Annotated in this window: 9 protein-coding genes; 3 read left to right on the top strand and 6 right to left on the bottom strand. The window is 67.3% G+C overall.

Annotated elements, in window-relative coordinates; translation table 11 throughout:
* Window positions 1-98: 98 nt before the first annotated feature.
* A complete protein-coding gene (locus tag U1737_RS16780; RefSeq protein WP_332797554.1) occupies window positions 99-3,305 on the top strand; it encodes an autotransporter outer membrane beta-barrel domain-containing protein in 3,207 nt (1,068 codons plus the stop codon).
* Window positions 3,306-3,452: 147 nt separating this feature from the next.
* On the opposite strand, the gene U1737_RS16785 is transcribed toward U1737_RS16780, so the two are convergent.
* The 5 genes from U1737_RS16785 to U1737_RS16805 form a co-directional block, all read right to left on the bottom strand.
* Window positions 3,453-4,853 (bottom strand): efflux transporter outer membrane subunit, encoded by a 1,401-nt coding sequence (locus U1737_RS16785; protein ID WP_332797555.1) that lies wholly within the window; start codon window positions 4,851-4,853, stop codon window positions 3,453-3,455.
* A 10-nt stretch (window positions 4,854-4,863) separates the two neighbouring features.
* Window positions 4,864-8,055, bottom strand: coding sequence for an efflux RND transporter permease subunit (locus U1737_RS16790; RefSeq protein WP_332797556.1), 3,192 nt, complete (start codon window positions 8,053-8,055; stop codon window positions 4,864-4,866).
* 138 nt (window positions 8,056-8,193) lie between these two features.
* A complete protein-coding gene (locus tag U1737_RS16795; protein ID WP_443027145.1) occupies window positions 8,194-9,471 on the bottom strand; it encodes an efflux RND transporter periplasmic adaptor subunit in 1,278 nt (425 codons plus the stop codon).
* Window positions 9,468-9,866: a hypothetical protein gene (locus U1737_RS16800; protein ID WP_332797557.1), complete on the bottom strand. Its 399-nt coding sequence runs from the start codon at window positions 9,864-9,866 to the stop codon at window positions 9,468-9,470. The genes U1737_RS16795 and U1737_RS16800 overlap by 4 nt, the downstream gene beginning before the upstream one ends.
* Window positions 9,867-10,218: 352 nt before the next feature.
* On the bottom strand, window positions 10,219-10,833 hold the full coding sequence (locus U1737_RS16805; RefSeq protein ID WP_248522854.1) for a TetR/AcrR family transcriptional regulator: 615 nt from the start codon (window positions 10,831-10,833) through the stop codon (window positions 10,219-10,221).
* Between the two features lie 152 nt (window positions 10,834-10,985).
* Between U1737_RS16805 and U1737_RS16810 the strand changes: the two genes are divergently transcribed.
* The gene (locus U1737_RS16810; protein ID WP_332797558.1) at window positions 10,986-12,884 is read left to right on the top strand and encodes a gamma-glutamyltransferase family protein; all 1,899 of its coding nucleotides are present in this window, start codon (window positions 10,986-10,988) and stop codon (window positions 12,882-12,884) included.
* Between the two features lie 193 nt (window positions 12,885-13,077).
* On the opposite strand, the gene U1737_RS16815 is transcribed toward U1737_RS16810, so the two are convergent.
* Complete coding sequence (locus U1737_RS16815) at window positions 13,078-14,379, bottom strand: UDP-glucose dehydrogenase family protein (RefSeq protein ID WP_332797559.1); 1,302 nt, start codon at window positions 14,377-14,379, stop codon at window positions 13,078-13,080.
* Between the two features lie 216 nt (window positions 14,380-14,595).
* On the opposite strand from U1737_RS16815, the gene U1737_RS16820 reads away from it, so the two are divergent.
* Entirely contained in the window at window positions 14,596-15,042 is a 447-nt protein-coding gene (locus tag U1737_RS16820) for a phasin family protein (protein ID WP_332797560.1), read from the top strand.
* Window positions 15,043-15,217 lie beyond the last annotated feature (175 nt).

Genomic DNA, 15,217 nt, shown 5'->3' on the forward strand with positions numbered 1-15,217 from the left:
CGCCGGGGTCCTGGTGCCACGGGATAATAGCGCGCGGTTCAAGGTTCGCGAGCCTCGCCTCCGTCCTCTTTTCGAAAACACATCGAAAAGGGTTCCGTATGCGTCGTCTCCTGCTGACCACCACCTGCCTGTTCGCGATCACGTCGCCGCTGCAGGCGCAGACCGTGATCGACACCAAGCGGACCGATGCGGTGCGGACCTCGACGATCAAGGCGGGCGCACCCGACAACATCCGCATCGCCGCGGCGGGTTCGGTGACGCCGACCAGCGGCACCGCGGTCACGGTCGACAGCGTCAATTCTGTCACCAACGAAGGTACGATCCAGGTCACCAACGCCGACGGATCGACCGGCATCCTCGCCAACGCAGGCACTGGCGGCGGCATCACCAACGCGACTGCCGGCAAGATCATCGTCGACGAAAGCTACGTCGCGACCGATACCGACAAGGACGGCGACCTCGACGGGCCGTTCGCGGCGGGCACCGGACGCACCGGCATCCGCACCGCGGGCGCCTACACGGGCGCGATCGTCAACAGCGGCGCGATCACGGTGAAGGGCAACGATTCCGCGGGTATCTGGCTGGGCGGGCCGCTGACCGGCGCGTTCACGCATGACGGGCAAACCTCGGTCACCGGCGATCGCTCGACCGGCGTGCGGATCGCGAACGTGACCGGCAACGTCCGACTCGCGGGCACGATCGCGGCGATCGGGCAGGGCGCGGTGGCTGCACGCATCGATGGTAACATCGCGGGTGCGCTGGTCGTCCAGGGCGCGCTGGGCTCGACCGGCTATCGCTACGTGACGGCCCCCGCCGACCCCTCGAAGCTCGAAGCCGACGATCTGTTGCAGGGCGGTTCCGCGCTGGTCGTCGCCGGCGACGTCTCGGGCGGGATCATCTTCGCGGTGCCGCCGAAGGACGCGAGCACCACCGATACCGACGAAGACAAGGACGGCCTGCCCGACGCCACCGAAGGCTCGGCGGCGATCACCTCCTATGGCGCGGCGCCGGCGGTGCAGATCGGTTCGGCGACGCGTGCGGTCGCGATCGGCGCGGTCGCGGGGACGGGAACCGGCTTCGGCTTGATCGTCGACGGCGGCATCGCGGGCAGCGGCGTCTATGGTGGCGTCGAGGGTAACGGCCTCGCGATCGGCGGGCTCGGTGGCGCGGTGACGATCGCCGGCGGGATCGGCATCAACGGCACTGTCGCGGCGGCGGCAAACGGCGCGAGCGCGACGGGGTTGAAGCTCGGCAGCGGTGCGTCGACCCCCGAAATCCGCAATGCCGGCACGATCTCGGCAGCCGGCGGCGGCACGGCGGCATCGCGCTCGACGGCGGTGCTGATCGACACCGGTGCCTCGGTCGCGACGGTCCGCAACAGCGGCACGATCAAGGCGACCGCACAAGCCGCCGACGGCACCGCGATCGGCATCCTCGACCGGTCGGGCACCGTCACTCTGGTCGAGAACAGCGGCGGTATCGGTGCTTCGGGGGCGCTCGCCACGTCCGAGCGCAACGTCGCGGTCGATCTGTCGGCGAACACGACCGGCACGATCGTCCGCCAGACCGCGGTCGCGACCGGCATCGCCGCACCCGCGATGGTCGGCGACGTGCGCTTCGGCACCGGCAACGATCTGTTCGACGTCGCGGACGGCACCGTCACCGGCACCGCACGGTTCGGCAGCGGCAACAACCGCCTGGCGTTGTCGGGTGACGCGAACTTCACCGGCGGCGCGGTGTTCGGCGCGGGCAACGACGCGCTCGCGCTGGCCGGTACGTCGGTGTTCGTCGGTGCGGCGGACTTTGGTGGCGGTACCGATACGCTGACGCTCGGCGGGACCTCGCGCTTCTCGGGCACGCTCGCCAACGCGCAAGGGCTCGCGGTCGCGGTGGCCGGCGGCACGCTCGACATCACCAACGCGGCGTCGATCGCCTCGCTCTCGGTCACCGGGGGCGGCGTGCTCGCGGTAACGCTCGACAAGGCCGGTGGCACCAGCACGGCGATCCAGGTCGCGGGCACCGCAGCCTTCGACAAGGATTCGAAGCTCGCGCTGAAGCTCACCAGCGTCGTCGATGCCGAGGGGCGCTACACCGTCCTGCGCGCCGGAACGCTGACGGGTGCCGCAAACCTCACCGCGACCACGACTCTGCTCCCGTTCCTCTACAAGGGCAGCATCGCAACCGCCACGGGCAACGAGCTTGCGGTCGACGTCGCGCGCAAATCGTCGACCGAACTCGGGCTCAACCGCTCGCAGGCGTCGGCCTATGACGCGATCTACAAGGCGCTCGGCAACGACGCGAAGATCGGCGGGGCGTTTCTCAACATCACCGATGGCGACGCATTCCGCGGCTCGGTCCGCCAGATGCTGCCCGATCATGCCGGCGGCACATTCGAGGCGGTCACGATGGGCTCGCGCGCGACCGCCCGCGTCCTCGCCGACCCGCATGGCCCGTTCAAGGACGAGGGGAAGTGGGGCTATTGGGTAACGCAGGTCGCATGGGGCACGTCGAAAAGCGTCGCCGATACCGCGGGCTACGACATCAGCGGCTGGGGCGTTTCGGCTGGTGCGGAATACAAGACCGGCGTCGGCAATTTCGGCACCTCGCTCGCGTATCTGAACGGGCAGGATGCCGATGATGGCACCAACAACGAAGTGCGATCGAACCAGTATGAGCTGGCCGGATATTGGCGCGGGCATTGGGGCGGTCTGCAGGCCAATGCGCGCGTCTCGGGTGCCACGATCAAGTTCGACGGCTCGCGTGATTTCAGCGGTGCGATCGGTAGCGAAGCGGTCGATCGGACCACGAACGGCGATTGGAACGGCACGCTCTATTCCGCATCGGGCGGCGTCTCGTGGGACGGCGGCAAGGGCATCTTCGTGTTCCGGCCGGTCTTGGCCATCGATTATTACAAGCTGAAGGAGGACGGTTACAGCGAGACCGGCGGTGGCAAGGCTATCGACCTCGTGGTCCAGTCGCGCAGCAGCGACGAGCTGGCGGTGACGGCGAGCACGGCGCTGGGGCTGAACTTCGGGGGCACGAGCCCGGACCAGGGCTGGTTCAGGGTCGAGGCGGAAGGCGGCCGGCGCGAACTCGTCGGCGGCGGGCTCGGCGCGACGACGGCGGCATTCGAGGGCGAGCAGTCGTTCACACTGACGCCGGAAGAGCGGACTAGCGGTTGGGTCGGCAAGCTGCGCGCGGTCGGCGGGAGTTCGGTGTTCCGGCTCGGCGGCGAGTTTGGCGCCGAGCAGCAGCAGGGCCGCGTGGCGCTGTCGCTGCGCGCGAGCTTGCAGATCGGGTTGTAGGAAAAGGACGTCACGATCCTCCCCCGCCAGGGGGAGGTGGCGCCACAGGCGACGGAGGGGGAGGACACGGAACGAATGGGTCGCTTACCGCCCCCTCCGTCAGGCAAGCGCCTGCCACCTCCCCCTGGCGGGGGAGGATCGTGAAGGTTACGTCCGCGTCTGCCAGCCGCCGCCTAGCGCGCGGAAGAGGTCGACTTGGGCGCCGGCGATACGCGCGTCCGCCGCGGCGAGGTCCGTGTCGGTATCCGCCAGCGTGCGTTCGGCGTCGAGGACGTCGAGGAAGTCGATCTGGCCTTCGCGCTGGCGGGCGCGGGTGATGCGGGCGGCGGTGGCGGCGTTGTCGTGCGCGGACTGGAGCTGCGTGCGCCTGTCCAGTTCGCGGGCGTAGTTCGAGAGCGCGGTCTCGGTTTCCTCGAGTGCGGTGAGGACGCTGCCGTCGAAATTGGCGAGTGCACCGCGGGTGTCGGCTTCGGCGCCCGCTATGCGGGCACGGGCGGCGGACTGGTTGAGCGACCAGTTCAGCAGCGGGCCGAGCAGCCAGCGGATCGGGCCGCCGGTGAAGATGTCGCCGACGCTGAGCGCGGTCGAGCCGATCGAACCGCCAAGCGAGATTTGCGGATAGAGTTGCGAGGTCTGGACGCCGATACGGGCGGTGGCCGCGGCGAGGCGGCGTTCGGCGGCGTGGACGTCGGGTCGGCGGGCTAGCAACGTCGCGCCGTCGCCGATCGGGATCGGCTGGTCGAGGCGCGGCGTGGTGGTGCGGGCACCGGCTGTCGCGGGCAGGTCCTGCGGGGTGCGACCGGTAAGCGTGGCGAGGCGGAAGAGCGCGGCTTGGCGCTCGGCTTCGATCTGCGGGATGTTGGCGGCGCGTTGGTCACGCAGGGCGGCGATCCGGACCTGATCGAGGCGGTCGGCACGACCCGCGTCGACGCGCTTGCCGGTCAGCGTGTTCGACTTGTCGAGCAGCTCGACGATCCGCTTGGCGACTGCGAGGCGTTCGGCGGACGAGGCTGCGTCGACATAAGCGCGGGTGGTGGCCGCGACGATCGAGACCCGGACCGCGTCGGCATCGGCCTGCGCCGCACCGACGTCGCCGCGCGCGGCCTCGACGTTGCGGCGGACTCGGCCGGCGAGATCGACCTCGTAGCTGACGTCGAGCCCGACATCATAGGTAGCGCGCTGGCGGTCGAAACCGGGGAGGTTCTGGAGTTGCGAGGTGCGCGCGTAATTGCCACTCGCGCCGGCGTTTACTTGCGGCTCGCGGTCGGTCTTCGTGGCGCGCAGCGAGGCGCGGGCGCTGTCGAGGCGAGCGACGGCGACGCGGAGGTCGGTGTTCGTGGCCAATGCGTCCGCGACGAGGCCGTCGAGGACCGGGTCGCGGTACATCCGCCACCAATCGTTATCCGGCGCGGTCGTGACGGTGGCAGCATTCGCGGTGACGAACGATGCCGCCGCCTTGGGTGGGGTGATCGGCGCGACATAGTCGGGGCCGGCGGCGCAGGCGGCGAGCGTCAGCGCCGAGAGGCTCGCGAGGAGGGCGGACTTCATGATGCTGGTCCTATTCGGCTGGCTGAAGGGTCGTGGCGGGACCGTTGGTCTCTGGGGCTGGCTTGCGGCGTTCGAACCGCAGCGCCAGCGCTCGCGCGACGACATAGAAGGTGGGAGTGAAGAGCAGCCCGAACCCGGTCACGCCGATCATCCCGAAGAACACCGCGGTCCCGAGCGCCTGGCGGAGTTCGGCACCCGCACCGGTCGCGATCACCAGCGGCACGGCGCCGAGGATGAACGCGAAGCTCGTCATCAGGATCGGTCGCAACCGGTCCTTCGCCGCGCGCACCGCGGCCTCGACCGGGGTGAGACCGTCCTGTTCCTCGGCCTGCTTGGCGAACTCGACCACCAGGATCGCGTTCTTCGCCGCCAAGGCAATCAGCACGACCAGGCCGATCTGCGTGAGGACGTTGTTGTCCATACCCCGCAGGTTCACGCCGGTCATCGCCGCCAACAGGCACATCGGCACGATCAGGATGATCGCGAGCGGCAACGTCAGGCTCTCATATTGCGCGGCGAGCACGAGGAAGACGAACACCACCGCCATGCCGAAGACGAGCGCCGCGGTGCTGCCGGCGGCCTTTTGCTGATAGGCGATGCCGGTCCATTCATGCGCGTAGCCAGCGGGCAGCGACGCGTAGGCGAGCTTCTCCATCGCGACCAGCGACTGGCCGGACGAATACCCCTTGGCAGTGTCGCCATCGACCTCGACCGCGGGGAAGAGGTTGTAGCGGACCACGCGGTACGGACCGGTTTTGTCCTTGAACGTCGAGACCGAGCCGACCGGGACCATCTGGCCCGAGTTGGAGCGCGTCTTGAGGTTGGCGATATCCGCGGTGGTGTTGCGGAACGGCGCGTCGGCCTGCGCGGTGACGCGGTAGGTGCGGCCGAGCAGGTTGAAGTCGTTGACGAAGGCCGAGCCGAGATAGACCTGCAACGCCTCGAAAACGCGCTCGGGGGGAACGCCGAGGAGATTGGCCTTGGCGCGGTCGACGTCGGCGAAGATGCGCGGCGTGGCGGTGTCGAAGAAGGTGTAGACCTGCGCGAGACCCTTGGTCTGGTTCGCCTGCCCGATCAGCGCGTAGCTTGTCTTGCCGAGGTCGGCGTAACCGTGGCCGCCCTGGTCCTGCACCATCAGGCGATAGCCGCCCGCCGAGCCGATGCCCTGGATGAGCGGTGGCGGGACGATCAGCAGGCGCGCTTCGGTGATGTCGCCGGTCGCCTTCTGCGACTCCGCCATGATGCTGGCGAGCGTGACGCCGAGCTTCTTGCGTTCCTCGAAGCTCTTCAGCGGAATGTACGCGGCGGCGCTGTTAGGAGCGAGCGTCTGCGACGGGCCGTCGAAGCCCGCGAGCATGACCGCGCCCTTGACGCCGGCGAGCGGCAGGATGCGCTTGGCGACCTTCTGCATGACCGCGTCGGTGCGCTCGACCGAGGAGCCGGGCGGAAGCTGGATGACGGTCAGGAAATAGCCCTGGTCCTGCGCGGGGACGAAGCCCGACGGGGTGACCATGAACACGCCGACCGTGACCGCGATCAGTGCGGCATAGGCGGCCATCATCCGCTTCGGCGCCGTGACGAGGCGGGCGGTAAGGCGGGCATAGCTCTCGCTCATCCGCTCGAACCCGCGGTTGAAGGCATCGCCTGCGCGCCGCAGCGTGCGGGTCACGCGGTTGCCCGAGTCCGCAGGCGCGGTCGGCTTGAGCAGCATCGCGGCGAGCGCTGGCGACAGCGTCAGCGAGATCAGCAGCGAGATGATCGTCGCGGTCGAGATCGTCACCGCGAACTGGCGGTAGAACGCGCCGGACAGCCCGGTGAGGAACACGGTCGGGATGAACACCGCGCACAGCACGAGCACGATCGCGACCAGCGCGCCCGACACTTCGTCCATCGACGTGCGCGCCGCCTCCAGCGGGGAGAGTCCGTGTTCGAGGTTGCGTTCGACATTCTCGACCACGACGATCGCGTCATCGACGACGATGCCGATTGCGAGGACGAGCCCGAACAGTGAGAGGTTGTTGAGTGAATAGCCCGCCGCCGCCAGCACCGCGAAGGTGCCGATCAGCGAGACCGGGATCGCCACGATCGGGATGATCGCCGCGCGCCACTTTTGCAGGAAGACGAGGATGACGAGCACGACGAGGATCATCGCCTCGACGAGCGTATGCTTCACCGCGTCGATCGACTGCGCGATGAACTCGGTCGGGTTGTAGATGACCTTGTATTCGAGGCCCTTGGGAAAGCGCTTCGACATGCTTTCCATCTCGGCGGTGACGGCTTGGGCCGCGCCGAGCGCGTTCGAGCCGGGGCGCTGGAAGACTGCGGCGATGACCGTGGGCTTGCCGCTGAGATAGGTGTTGGCGCCGTAATCCTGCGCGCCGAGTTCGACGCGCGCGACGTCCGAGACGCGGACTTGGCGGCCTTGTGCGTCGGTGCGGATGACGACGTCGGCGAACTGCTTGGGATCGGTGAGGCGCCCTTGCGTCTCGACGTTGAGCTGGAAGGCGCTGTTGCCCTTGTCATAGGGCGGCTGCCCGAGCGTGCCCGCGGCGACCTGGACGTTCTGCGCGCGCAGGGCGGCGACGATCTCGCCCGCGGTGAGGTCGAGTGCGGCGGCGCGACCGGGGTCGATCCAGACGCGCATCGAATAATCGCGCGCGCCGAACAGCTGCACGTCGCCGACGCCGTCGATGCGGCTGAGGCGATCACGGACCTGGGTCAGCGCGTAGTTGGAGATATAGCCGCGATCCAGCGAGTTGTCGGGCGAGACGAGGTTCACCACCATCAGGAAGTCGGGCGACGTCTTCCGCGTCACCACGCCGAGCCGCTGGACGTCTTCGGGCAAACGAGGAACGGCAACCGCGACGCGGTTCTGGACGAGCACCTGTGCTGCGTCGAGGTCGGTGCCGATCTTGAAGGTGACGGTGATCGTGACCTTGCCGTCGCCGGTCGATTGCGACGACTGGTACAGCATGTTGTCGACGCCGTTGATCTCCTGCTCGATCGGCGCGGCGACGGTCTCGGCGACCGTCTCGGCCGACGCGCCGGGATAGGTCGCGCTGACGGTGACGGTGGGGGGGACGATGTCGGGATATTGCGACACCGGCAGCGTCATGTAGGCGATCGCGCCGACGATCGTGATGATCACCGCGATCACGCCCGCGAAGATCGGCCGGGTGATGAAGAAGCGCGAGAAGCGCATGGTTTGTGTCCTCGAAAGAAGAGCGACGGACACGCCCCAACACCACCCCGGCGGAGGCCGGGGCCCAATTGGGCGAACCGTAGTGATTAAGTCGAAACGCTATCCCAATTGGGCCCCGGCCTTCGCCGGGGTGGACGGCTATTTCGCGAGCGTGGCCTCACCCGAGATCGGCTGGACGGACGCCGGCGCTGTCGTCCCCGAGGCCACCACGATCCGGCCGACCTTCGGCGCGACCGTGGCACCCGGCGTCGCCATCTGCGTGCCCTGGATGATGATCCGGTCGTTCGGCCCGATCCCCGAGCGCACGATCCGCAGGCCATCGACCACCGGCCCGAGTTCAACCGGCTTCTGGCTCACGACGTTCTTCGCATCGATCGTCAGCAGAACCTTGCGCGCCTGGTCGGTCTGCACCGCATCGTCGGGCACCAGCAGAGCCTGCCGCGTCCCAGCACTCGCGAGGCGCATGTTGCCGAACATTCCCGGCGTCAGGAAATAGCCCGGGTTGGCGAGCACCGCACGACCGCGGATCGTGCCCGAGCGCTGGTCGAGCCCGTTGTCGGTGAAGTCGAGCTTGCCCTTCCAGCGATGCTCGGTCTCGTCCTGCAACTGGATCTCGACTGCGGCGGGGGCCGCGCCGGGCTGACGTGCACGCTGCGTCTTGAGGTACAAAGCCTCGGAGCCATCGAAGGTGAAGTAGATCGGATCCAGCGCGTTGATCGTCGTCAGCACCGTGCCGCCGGTGCCTTCGCCGCCCGCGACTTGGTTGCCCGCATCGACGCGGCGATCGGAGATGCGACCGCCGATCGGTGCGCGAACCTGGGTGAAACCGACGTCCAGAGCGCGGGCACGTTCGCGGGCCTGTGCTGCGGCGAGTGCGGCTTGGGCTGCTTCGAGCCTACCCCGCAATGCGTCGACTTCGCCGGCCGAGACCGCTTCGTCGGCGACCAGCCGCTGCGCGCGACCTAGATCGGTGCGGGCGAGGGACAGAGCGCTTTTCGCGCTCGCAACGTTGGCGTGTGCCTCAGCCAGAGCCGCGGCGAACGGGCGGGAATCGATCGTGAAGAGCAACTGGCCCTTGCTGACGATCTCGCCGTCGCGGAAGTGGATGCCCGTGACTTCGCCCGCGACGCGCGGACGGATCTCTACCGTACGGCTCGGTGCGAAGCGGCCGACATAATCGTCCCACTCGCTGACCTGCCGCACCAGCGGCGACGCGACCGTGACCGAGGCGGGCGGTGGCGCCGCCATCGCCGCGTCGGGATGATCGAACATCTTCACGCCGACCGCACCAAGCAGCGCGATCGGCACGAGCACCATCGCGCCGCGCTGCCATGCCGGCCGTCGATGACGGTCCGTGGGCGGCGAAGACGCGAGGTCGGCGTCGTTCGCGGCCGTGATTGTGGTAAGTTGGTTCACGCTGCGATGCTCCGCTTCTGCTGGGCGCCGACGCGCATGCCGGTCACGCTCTCGACGAGCGTTTCGATCTGAGCCTCGGCAAAGCCGGCGGCGAGGAAGTTCTGGATCTCGGCCATCGGCAACGCGAAGCCGCGGCGCCAGGCGTACACCGCCATCCGCCGCAACGCCTCGAGCCGGGGATCGGCGAGCCGCGACGCGGTGCTAAGGCCGAACAGGCTGCCCATCGCCCGCGACATGCGGCTGGGGCCGGACAGGCTGCGCAACGTGTCGCGCTTTGCGAGCGCGATGACGCTCCATTCCAGCGCGGAAAAGCCGGTCGGGGCAGGGGCTGTCACAGTCTGGGCGCGGCTGGTGACGGGCGAAGCGAACATGTTGTCGAGGTCGAGATAAGCCATGGGATTGTCCCCCTTTTGATTTTTCGGGCAAGCGCTGGCCTTCGTCGGTGGACGGTCCACCGACGTCAGCTGGTCGCAAGGCGTGCGCGGTCGTTGCCGGCACATCCTCGTGCCGCGCTTGCCCGCTTGAATTTTCGAGAGTCCGGGCGGCCGAAGCCATCCGTTCTGGGTTAGGTGGTGACCGTGGTCATGGGTTGTTGTCCCCGGTTGCCCCATCCGAAGTAGGAGAGAGCTTCGATACCAGTCGGTATATAAACCTGGGGTTCATCTAGTCAACAGACTTTTGTACCGGCCGGTATTTTTTATCACGACCGTAACGAAGCGTGACTTTTATGTCGGCGGACCGACCGGCTTACTTGGTCGGCCACACCGACAGGCTGGTCTCGACGAGCTGGTTGAGCTCGGTGCAGGTCGCGCCAGAACCGGCCTGGATCGACAGCCCCTGCATGATCGCGAACAGGTACCGCATTAAGGCATGCGATTCGAGACCGTCGGGGAACTCACCCGCCGCCTTGGCCTCGTCGAAGCGCTTCATCAACGCGGCCTCGGACGACGCGCGGCGCTTGGCGACCTCGGCCTTGATCGGCTCGGCCTCGGCACTGCACGCGACGCTGCTGATGACGCTCAGGCATCCCTTGGGATCGCAGGTGCTCATCTGCATCTGCAACGCCCCACGGAGAAGCCTTTCCGCTACGGCGCGCGCAGTCGGCGCCTCGAGCGCGGAGGTCATATAGGCGAGTTTTTCGCGCTCGTAGAGGTCGAGCGCCTTGTGGAACAGCGCCTCCTTGTTGCCGAACGCCGCGTAGAGACTGGGCTTGGTGATCCCCATCTCGGCGGTCAGTTCGGCCATCGACGCGCCTTCGTAGCCGTTGCGCCAGAACACGCGCAACGCACCCGCCAGCGCTTCGTCGAGATCGAACTCGCGGGGGCGGCCCTTGGGGGCGGTGAGCGTGCAAAGCCTATTCATACCGTTCGGTATATAGGGTAAAAGCGCAAAAGGTCCAGTGAGTTGCCCCCGAGTTCTGCGCGTAGCGGGCGGTCAGAAACCGATCGGGGAGCAGCGGGCTTGCCGTTTATCGCCTGTCGCGCAATCATGCCGCCGTACAAGGGGAGCCCATCATGCGTCGTCGTACCTTCATCGCGGCCCTGCCCGCCGCTGCGTTCTTGCCCAACATGGCGCAGGCCCAGACCGGCGCGACGCGCGGCACACCCGGCGCACAGGGCGCTCAGGGACCAGGGCAGGGCGGTGCGCCACAGCCCGCCACCACCGCTGCCGCAGCACCGTTGCCGCCGACGTGGGAGACCGGGCTGGACCGTTTCATCAGGCCCGACGTGCATGCGGGCGATCGACCGGTCGGCGCGAGCTTCGCCTCGCGCACGGCGGCATACGGCCTGAACGGCGCGGCAGGGACCGCGCATCCGCTGGCGACGCAAGCAGGGATCGACATCCTCAAGCGCGGTGGTTCGGCGGTCGATGCGGCGATCGCGATCAACGCGTGCCTCGGGTTTCTGGAACCCACGTCGAGCGGAATCGGCGGCGATGCCTATGCGATGATCTGGGACCCCAAGCTGAAGAAGGTCGTCGGGCTCGCCGGTTCGGGCAAGAGCCCGCGGGGCCTCAGCCTCGATACGGTGCGGGCGCGCGCGAAGAACGGCGCACTGCCGGCGTTGGGTGCGATCAGCGTGTCGGTGCCGGGCACGGTCGACGCCTGGTGGACGATGCACCAGCGCTACGGCAAGCTGCCTTGGGCGGACCTGTTCCAGCCGGCGATCGCGCATGCCGAGGCCGGCGCGCCGGTGCCTGACATCATCGCCTATTACATCCGCCGCAGCCTCGCCGCGTTCAAGCGTCCGGGCAACGGCCTGGAGGAAGTCGCCAACGCACTGCGCACCTACGGCCTCGCGGACGGCAGGGGGCCTGCGCTGGGACAGGTATTCCGCAACCCGGATCTCGCGCGGACCTATCGTGCGATCGCGGCGGGTGGGCGCGATGCCTTCTACCAGGGTGACGTGGCGCGGACCGTCGACCGGTACTTCAAGCGGATCGGCGGTTGGCTTCGGTACGAGGATCTCGCCGCGCATCGTTCCGAATGGATCGAGCCCAGCCAGACCGACTATCGCGGGACGACGGTGCACGCGCTCGGCGCGAACACGCAGGGGCTGGCGACCTTGCAGATGCTCAACATCCTCGAACGCTTCGACCTGAAGGGTGCTGGGTTCCAATCGGCGCTGTCGATCCATCTCCAGGCGGAGGCTAAGCGCTTGGCCTATGAGGATCGTGCGCGATATTACGCGGATCCGAACTTTGCCAAGCAGCCGGTCGAATGGCTGATCTCGAAGCAATACGCGGCCGAGCGCGCGAAACTGATCCGGCCGGACCGTATCCTGACGCCGGTCTATCCGGGCCAGGCGCCCAGCCGCGGCGATACCACCTATTTCAGCTGTGCCGACAAGGACGGCATGATGGTGTCGATGATCCAGTCCAATTTCCGCGGCATGGGATCGGGACTGGTCGCGGACGGTCTTGGATTCATGTTCCAGGATCGCGGCCAGCTGTTCAGCCTGAAGGACGGCCACCCCAACATCTATGCGCCGGGCAAGCGGCCGTTCCAGACGATCATACCCGGCTTCGCGACGCGCGGAAGCGATCCGTGGATGAGTTTCGGCGTCATGGGCGGCGACATGCAGCCTCAGGGGCAGACGCAGATCATCGTCAACCGCGTCGACTATGGGCTGGAGATACAGTCGGCGGGCGATTCGCCACGCTGGCATCACGAGGGGTCGTCGCAATCGATGGGCGAGGACTCGCCTGGAATGGGCCCAACCGGGCTGTTGCGGCTCGAGACCGGCGTGCCGCTCGCGACGCGGCAAAGGCTGGCGGAGATCGGCTGGACGATCGGCGATCCCGATGGCGGGTTCGGCCGCTACGAAAGCGTCGAGCACCGGATGGACGGGTCCACGCGGGTTTACGCAGCCGCGAGCGAGATGCGTGCCGACGGGTGCGCGCTGGCATATTGAGGCACCGTCAATTGCGGGCGATGGCCCCGCATTTATCGTTCGAACCAAGCGCCTCCCCGGCGAAGGCCGGGGTCCATCTGGGGCGTTTTGCCAATCGAGGGCGGCGCCCCGTTGCGACCATCTTTCCAACTGGGCCCCGGCCTTCGCCGGGGTGGTGCAAATGGTGCGGCCCAGTGTCGCCGTTGCGCTCTGCTCAGCGGCCTACTGCAGTGTACGCGAATCCGGCCTGTTCGACGTCGGCGCGCTGGTAGACGTTGCGGAGGTCGACCATCACCGGTGCCGCGAGCAGCCCCTTCAACCGTGCGAGGTCGAGCGCACGGTATGCGTCCCATTCGGTTACGATCACCACGGCATCGGCGCCTTCGGCCGCGTCGTAGGCGTCGGTGCAATACGCCAGATCGGGTAGCAGCGCCTTGGCCGGTTCCATGCCCTCGGGATCGTGCGCGCGCACCTTCACGCCCGCATCCGCCAGCGCGGTGGCGATCGCAAGGCTGGGCGCGTCGCGCATGTCGTCGGTGTTGGGCTTGAACGTCAGGCCGAGAAGCGCAACCGTCTTCCCCCGCGGGTTTTCACCGAGCGCCGCCAGCACTTTGCGCCCCATCGCGCGCTTGCGGCTGTCGTTCACCTTCACGACCGCTTCGACGATATGGACCGGTGTCTGGTAATCCTCGGCGGTCTTGAGCAGCGCCAGCGTGTCCTTGGGGAAGCACGAGCCGCCATAACCCGGTCCTGCATGCAGGAACTTCTTGCCGATGCGGTTGTCGAGACCAATCCCGCGCGACACGTCCTGCACGTCGGCGCCGACTGCCTCGCACAGGTCCGCGATCTCGTTGATGAAAGTGATCTTGGTCGCGAGGAACGCGTTCGCCGCGTATTTGATCAACTCGGACGTACGGCGGCTTACGAACAGGATCGGCGACTCGTTCAGATACAGCGGACGGTAGACATCGCGCATCACCTGCTTGGCGCGCTCGTCCTCGGTGCCGATGACGATCCGGTCGGGACGCTTGAAGTCGCCGATCGCGGCGCCTTCGCGGAGGAATTCGGGGTTGGACACGACCGCGACGTCGATGTCGGGACGCTTCTCCCGCAGGATCGCCTCGACCCGGTCGCCGGTGCCGACGGGCACGGTCGACTTGGTCACGACCACGGTCGGGCCGGTGACGGCGGCGGCGATCTCCTCGGTCGCGGCGAACACATAGCTGAGATCGGCGTGGCCATCGCCGCGGCGCGAGGGCGTGCCGACGCCAATGAAGATCGCATCGGCGCCGGCGACAGCGCTGGCGAGATCGGTGGTGAAGGTCAGCCGTCCTGCCGCGACGTTGGACGCGACGAGCTGATCCAGGCCTGGCTCGAAGATCGGCATGTGACCGGCATGCAGCGCGTCGATTTTCGACTGGTCCTTGTCGACGCAGATCACGTCATGCCCGAAATCCGAAAAACAGGCGCCCGAGACAAGACCGACATAGCCTGAACCGATCATTGTAATGCGCATATTGACGTCCTTCGAAATCCCGCATCCCTATTGGGATAAACAGGGGGGCATGCAAGCGAACGGGCGTGACTTGTAAAAATACCGGTCAATCCGGTTTAGTGCGGTGGCGCCCGGACGCGGCAGCCAGCTGGCGGGGTTGACCGGAAACGCGCAACCAAACTGTGCGGCGCCGGTTGAAGGCGCATCATTATCCTTCACTTACACAGGAGCGATAGCATGGCCGAGAACTTCAAAAGCGCGATCGACGAAGGCGCTGCAAAGAACAAGGCGGCGACCGATCGCGCCGCGGGTGTCGCCAAGGACGCGGCCGACACGATGCGCGCCGGTGCAGAGCAAGCGCGCGATACTTTTTCCGAGAAGATCATCGATCCGGCCAAGCGAGCCGGGGACGCCATGAAAGAGTCGGGCGGCAAGATCGCCGAGGGCGGCGCGACGATCGGCAAGACCATGATCGACCAGGCCGAGCAGAATGCACGCGAGGCGTTTGCCGCGATGCGCGAGGCGGCCAGTGCGAAGGATCTGACGCAGGTCATGAAGATCCAGAGCGAATATCTCCGCGAGCAGAGCCAGCGCAGCATGAGCCAGGCCCGGGAGATCGGCGAGATGATCATGAAATTCGGCAAGGATGCCGTAGCGCCGTTGCGCGGGTCCGGTCCGCAGTGATCGCCGGGCGTACCGCATCACGACTGGCTGAGTAGAGATAAACGTGACGGGTGGAGCGACGTACGGACGAGCAAGAACGCCGTCGCTCCACTATCACGACGGAGCCAAATGGCCCCGACCTTGATGCCGGGCTGAATAATGCCGTGTGTTATAGCCGCTATCGAGACGACCTGGT

It is taken from the genome of Sphingomonas fucosidasi (genome assembly GCF_036663855.1).
GTDB lineage: Bacteria > Pseudomonadota > Alphaproteobacteria > Sphingomonadales > Sphingomonadaceae > Sphingomonas > Sphingomonas faeni_B.